General features: G+C 66.0%; 6 protein-coding genes. All 6 read right to left on the reverse strand.

The features are described 5' to 3' along the window. Positions 1–675 (reverse strand): prepilin peptidase (locus RMO30_RS03750; protein WP_309709695.1); only part of this gene is annotated, 675 nt, incomplete at its 3' end. Further along, complete coding sequence (locus tag RMO30_RS03755; RefSeq protein ID WP_309709698.1) at positions 675–2,468, reverse strand: polymer-forming cytoskeletal protein; 1,794 nt, start codon at positions 2,466–2,468, stop codon at positions 675–677. The genes RMO30_RS03755 and RMO30_RS03750, both read right to left, overlap by 1 nt. After that, a complete protein-coding gene (locus RMO30_RS03760; RefSeq protein ID WP_309709701.1) occupies positions 2,459–3,034 on the reverse strand; it encodes a prepilin-type N-terminal cleavage/methylation domain-containing protein in 576 nt (191 codons plus the stop codon). Before RMO30_RS03760 ends, RMO30_RS03755 begins: the two co-directional genes overlap by 10 nt. After that, positions 3,031–3,435 (reverse strand): type II secretion system protein, encoded by a 405-nt coding sequence (locus RMO30_RS03765; protein WP_309709704.1) that lies wholly within the window; start codon positions 3,433–3,435, stop codon positions 3,031–3,033. Before RMO30_RS03765 ends, RMO30_RS03760 begins: the two co-directional genes overlap by 4 nt. A gap of 93 nt (positions 3,436–3,528) precedes the next feature. After that, positions 3,529–3,936, reverse strand: coding sequence for a prepilin-type N-terminal cleavage/methylation domain-containing protein (locus RMO30_RS03770; RefSeq protein WP_309709707.1), 408 nt, complete (start codon positions 3,934–3,936; stop codon positions 3,529–3,531). A gap of 155 nt (positions 3,937–4,091) precedes the next feature. Further along, positions 4,092–4,743 (reverse strand): type II secretion system F family protein (locus RMO30_RS03775; protein ID WP_309709710.1); only part of this gene is annotated, 652 nt, incomplete at its 5' end.

The following is a 4,743-nucleotide window of genomic DNA, read 5'->3' on the forward strand; positions in this document are numbered from 1 at the left end:
GACGATGCCGCCGAGCAAAGCCGCGCCGATCGTCGCGACGAGCAGCTCGGGCACGCCGAGCCAACCCGTGAAAAGGCCGATCACGCCCGCCAGCTTGACATCGCCCATGCCCATCCCGCCCGGGCGCACCAACGCGAGCACGAGGTAGATGCCGCCGTGGGCGAGGGCGCCGTGGGCGCCGACGACCAGCGGCTGCCACGACCCGGTCAGTGCCTCCGCCGCGCCGAGCAACCCGAGACCCACCAGATAGGCGGGAAGCACGATGGCGTTCGGCAGGCGGTGCACGTCGAGGTCGATGAGAGCGAGCGCGATGCTGATGGCCGCGAAGTAGAGGTAAGCGACCAGCTGCAGGATGCCGTCGACGAGTCCCGCCGCTTCGCTGGCTGCAAGTACCTCGGGCAGGAAGCGCCACGCGACGAGCCCGAATGCGCCGGCGCCGGCGAGTTCGACGAGCGGGTATCGCACCGAGATCGGCGTTGCGCAATCGCGGCACTTGCCCCGCAGCAGCAACCAGGAGATCAGCGGGATGTTGTCGTAGGGCCGCACCTCGTGACCGCAGGTGCCGCACGCGCTCGGCGGCGACACGATCGACTTGCCCAGCGGCACGCGGTAGATCACGACGTTGAGAAAGGAGCCGATGAACGTTCCGAAGGCTCCGACGAGCACGACGAGCATCAGTCTCCCTCCTCGACGTTGCGGAAGGACACGATGGTGCGGTCGGCTTCGGTGCTCACGACGGTTGTGCTGAGCCCGGTGTTGAGGTCGTAGCCCGGAAGGCCGATGGCGGTATACGTGAGCATCGCACCCCCCGCGATGCCCGCTTTACCGGAGAACACCTGACCGGTGAAGGTGGTGCTGGAGCCCAGCGCCACCTTGCACGGCGTGTACATCATCACGAGGAGGTTGCTCGAAAAGCTGAAACCGCCGCTTACCGAGAACGAGTTCTCCCCCGTCGTGCAGGTCGGTGCGGTCGGCGATTCGACGACGTTGTCGGGCGTGATCAACCACAGCTTGCGGGTCTGACTCGCGGTGAACCCGCCGCCGCCGCTCAGGTTGTATGAGGGCGAGAAGATCGCGACATCCTGATTCAGCGTGACGATATTCGAACCACCGATCGAGACGCCGCCAACGCAGCCGAGTGCGTTGACGATGCCGTTCTGCCCGGCGAAACTCGCGACCGCGTTCTTCACCTGGGTGTAGCTGCACGAGCCGCTCGAGGTGATCGTCGCGATGGCGAAGCCCGACCAGTCGGCAGGGTCGTAGTCGAAGTTGATCCAGTCGGGCACGATGGGCCAAGCCGGCTTCGCGGGGTTGGTGGCGTACGGGCTCGTCGTAGGGCCGCCCGGAACGACCGTGAGCGTGCCCTTGACGAAGTCGCTGTTGCTGCCTCCGGGCTTGCTGAACGACTTGGTTGTCAGGTTGCCCTTGATCACGGCTCCCCAGTTGACGCTCGTCGCGCCGTAGATCCAGGCGTTCTTCTCCACGGTGCCACCGTTGCCGGTCGTGAAGCTGGCTGCCGTCAGATTGCCCTTGATCCACGCCCCGCCGCCACCATTGAAGGTCACGGCGCCCGTGGTCTGCACGTTTCCGCCGATCTCACCGCCGCTCGAGAATGTCATGGTGCCTGCGGTGACGTTGCCGCCGATCTTGACGCCACCACTGAGGGTCACGTCTTGGTTGACCCAGACGCTGCCACCGATCTCACTGCCGCCGTTCATCGTGAGGGCGTTGGCGATCGCGTTGCCGCCGATGTCGGGACCGCCGGGCAGCGTGATTCTCCCGCTCGCGTACGCGTTGCCGGTGATGACGCATCCGCCCGAGACAGTGAGGTTGCCGTTGTTGACGACGATGTCGGCATCACCCGACGCGCCGCCTGTGCAGGTGACGTCGCCCTCCTTGATCAGGATGCTCGCGTCGCTTCCACCGGTCGTGACGAGCGTTCCGCCGCCGCCGAAACCCTGCGAGTTGTAGGCGTAGATGGCGGGACCGGTCGCCTCGATCGTCGACGGAACGCTGATCGACGACAGTACGACTTCGAGGTGCGACTCGTCTCTGCCGTCAGTCCCGAGCACGCCGTCGTTCGCGGCATAGCCGGTGGAGAGGATGCGCACCTGCGTCGCGGTGCCCGTGGGGCAGCCGCGCACCCACGACGACCCTGACGGAACCCAGATCGTCGCGACGTACTCGGGCACGGTGTTCGCCGCGCTCGCGTAGCTGTTGCTATTCGAGACGCAGGTTCCGGTCAGCAGGCCGGCGCGTGCGACGGCGATGCCGGCTTCTGCGGCCGCTTGAGATTCGACCCCGGCGCGAGTCACCGTGGTGTACTCCGTCGCCGTCACGACCGAGGTCGCGACCAGCGAGGTGGTCAGCAGCGACACCGACATGAGGCCGACGACAGCGGCCATCCCTGCCCCCTGCTCGTCGGTGCGGAGGCGACGGAACGTTGACGCGATGCGGTTCAGTAGCATGTCGTGTTCTCCGTCACTCCGGCCAGCGGCGCCGAACTCAGTTCGATCGCCACGGGTTGGTTGTCTTCGTCGGTGTCTGCGCGGAACGACACGGTGACCCGGTCGCCGTCGTCGGTGAAGATCGTTGTGCCACTCGCCGGGTGGACGCCGTCGACGAGCAGCGTCCAGGTCTCGAGCTGTGACGCGGTCGGCGCAGCGACCGGCGTGCCCGGCGTCGAGGAGGTCATTCGGATCGTGTCCGCCGACGCCGAGTAGTACCAGGCGCGGCAGACCCATTGCAGGGTGGTGCCGCCCCCCGCGACGCGTGCGACGAGCATCTGGTCGGATCCGACTGCGGTGAGCTCGAAGCCCGACGAGTTGCGGATGCCGGTGTCGATCGTGGTGCCGGCGAGCTGGGCATCCGTCGTCGACGTGGTGACCGCACTCACCTGTTGTTGGGCCGAGAACTGGCCGACGAAGATGCTGCCCGCGACGAGCACCACGAGAGAGAAGAGCATCGACGAGGCGATCAGCTCGGTGAGCGTGAAGCCGTCGTCGCGGCGCAGTCGGCGGATCAGGGCGTTCATGAGACGAGTACCAGGGACGAGGCGGTCGCGAGGGTATCCGAGGTGTCGGTGCGGGTGGCGGTGACCGTGATGGAGACCGTGCCGTCACCCGCCGGGCAGGTGCCGACCGTCGTGACGACCCGGATGACGACACCCCGAGGATCGGTGAAGTCGCTCGTGCCGGTCAACGCCGAGACGTCGGAACAGACCGGGCTCGCGGCCTGCGCGGCGCGCAGCTGCTCGTTGACGAGCTGGGTGCCGGTGGCGAGCGTGGTGTTCGCGGCCGACTGCTTGAGACCCTGAATCAGCAGCGGCAGAAAGAGCATCGCGAGGATCGCGAGCAGGAACATCGAGATGACGATCTCGATGAGGCCGAAACCGGCGTCCGAGCGGGGTCGCTCGTTGATGCGTTGGACGTTCATGACGATCGAGCCCCCCTCTCGTATCGTGCGGGTAAAGCGGGTAGGTGGGGCGCCGCCGCAGCGACGGCCCACCAGTGAGTTCAGCGAACCCGGTTAGCAGCCACCCGAGGCGACCGCGGTCGACTCGGTGATGTTGAACGTGTTGCCGGCTTCCGAGGTGACCTCGATGCAGAAGGTCGACACGGTGCTCGCAGTGTCGATCGCGAAGCCCGAGGTGCCGGGGCTCGCGGTGTAACCGAACTCCTGAAGGTCGGCGACAGCCGGGACGGCGTCGTTGGCCGTGACGGCCGAGACGTAGGCGACCTTGGCAACACCGAGGTCGGACTTGGCGGCCGCGTCGCGGGCCTGGTCCTGCTGACCGAGGAACACCGGAACGGCGATCGCGGTCAGGATGCCGATGATGAGAACAACGACGAGCAGCTCGATGAGCGTGAAGCCCTTCTCGTCCTTGGCGAGCATCTCGCGCTTAGTGGCGAGCGACTTGTGAATTGCAGTGATCAAGATTCCTATCCTTTTCGTTAGAAACGAGTTGTTGGACAGGCGGCCCCCCATTTAAAACTGGCCCCCTGGTGCAATGTTGCGTGGTGCGCCCCCTGCGCCGTAATCCCGCAAAGGGGGGGAAGACGCCAAAAACACGCCCCCAGTCCGGGGGCTGGCTAGCCGCCCGAGATCTGCCCGTAGATCGAGAACATCGGCAGGTAGAGCGACACGATGATGCCGCCGATGAGCACGCCGATGACGGCGATCATAAGCGGCTCGATGAGCGACGTGAGCGCCTCGGTGGTGGACTGCACCTCGTCGTCGTAGAAGTCGGCGATTTTGCCCAGCATCTGCTCGAGCGAACCCGAGTCTTCGCCCACCGCGATCATCTGCACCACCATCGATGGAAAGACCGGATGCTCGCCGAGCGGGCCCGCGATCGAACGCCCCGACCGCACGGAGTCCTGAACCTCGCGCAACGCCTTTTCGAGTACCCAGTTGTTCGAGGTGTCCCCGACGATCGCGAGAGCCTGCAGAATCGGCACGCCCGACCGCGTCATCGTGCCGAGGTTGCGCGTGACGCGCGAAATCGCCACCTTCTGAAAGAGCTGGCCGAAGACCGGCAGCTTCAGCTTGAGCGGATCGACGACCGCCCTCACCCGGTCGGTGTGCTTGTTCTTGCCCCACCAGACGGCGAAGACGACCCCCGCGACGACCAGCAGTGGCACGGCCCAGATCGCATTCTCGGACATCACCACCAGGATCTGAGTGGGAATCGGCAGCTGGCCCCCGAGGTCGGCGAACATGTTCTTGAACACGGGCACGATG

This window comes from Pseudolysinimonas sp. (assembly GCF_031389465.1).
In the GTDB taxonomy this organism is placed as follows: domain Bacteria; phylum Actinomycetota; class Actinomycetes; order Actinomycetales; family Microbacteriaceae; genus Pseudolysinimonas_A.

Excerpts from the sequence above, each read along its gene's own strand:
- RMO30_RS03760 (WP_309709701.1), bottom strand. The coding sequence starts at position 3,034 with ATGAACGCCCTGATCCGCCGACTGCGCCGCGACGACGGCTTCACGCTC.
- RMO30_RS03765 (WP_309709704.1), bottom strand. The coding sequence starts at position 3,435 with ATGAACGTCCAACGCATCAACGAGCGACCCCGCTCGGACGCCGGTTTC.
- RMO30_RS03755 (WP_309709698.1), bottom strand. The coding sequence starts at position 2,468 with ATGCTACTGAACCGCATCGCGTCAACGTTCCGTCGCCTCCGCACCGAC.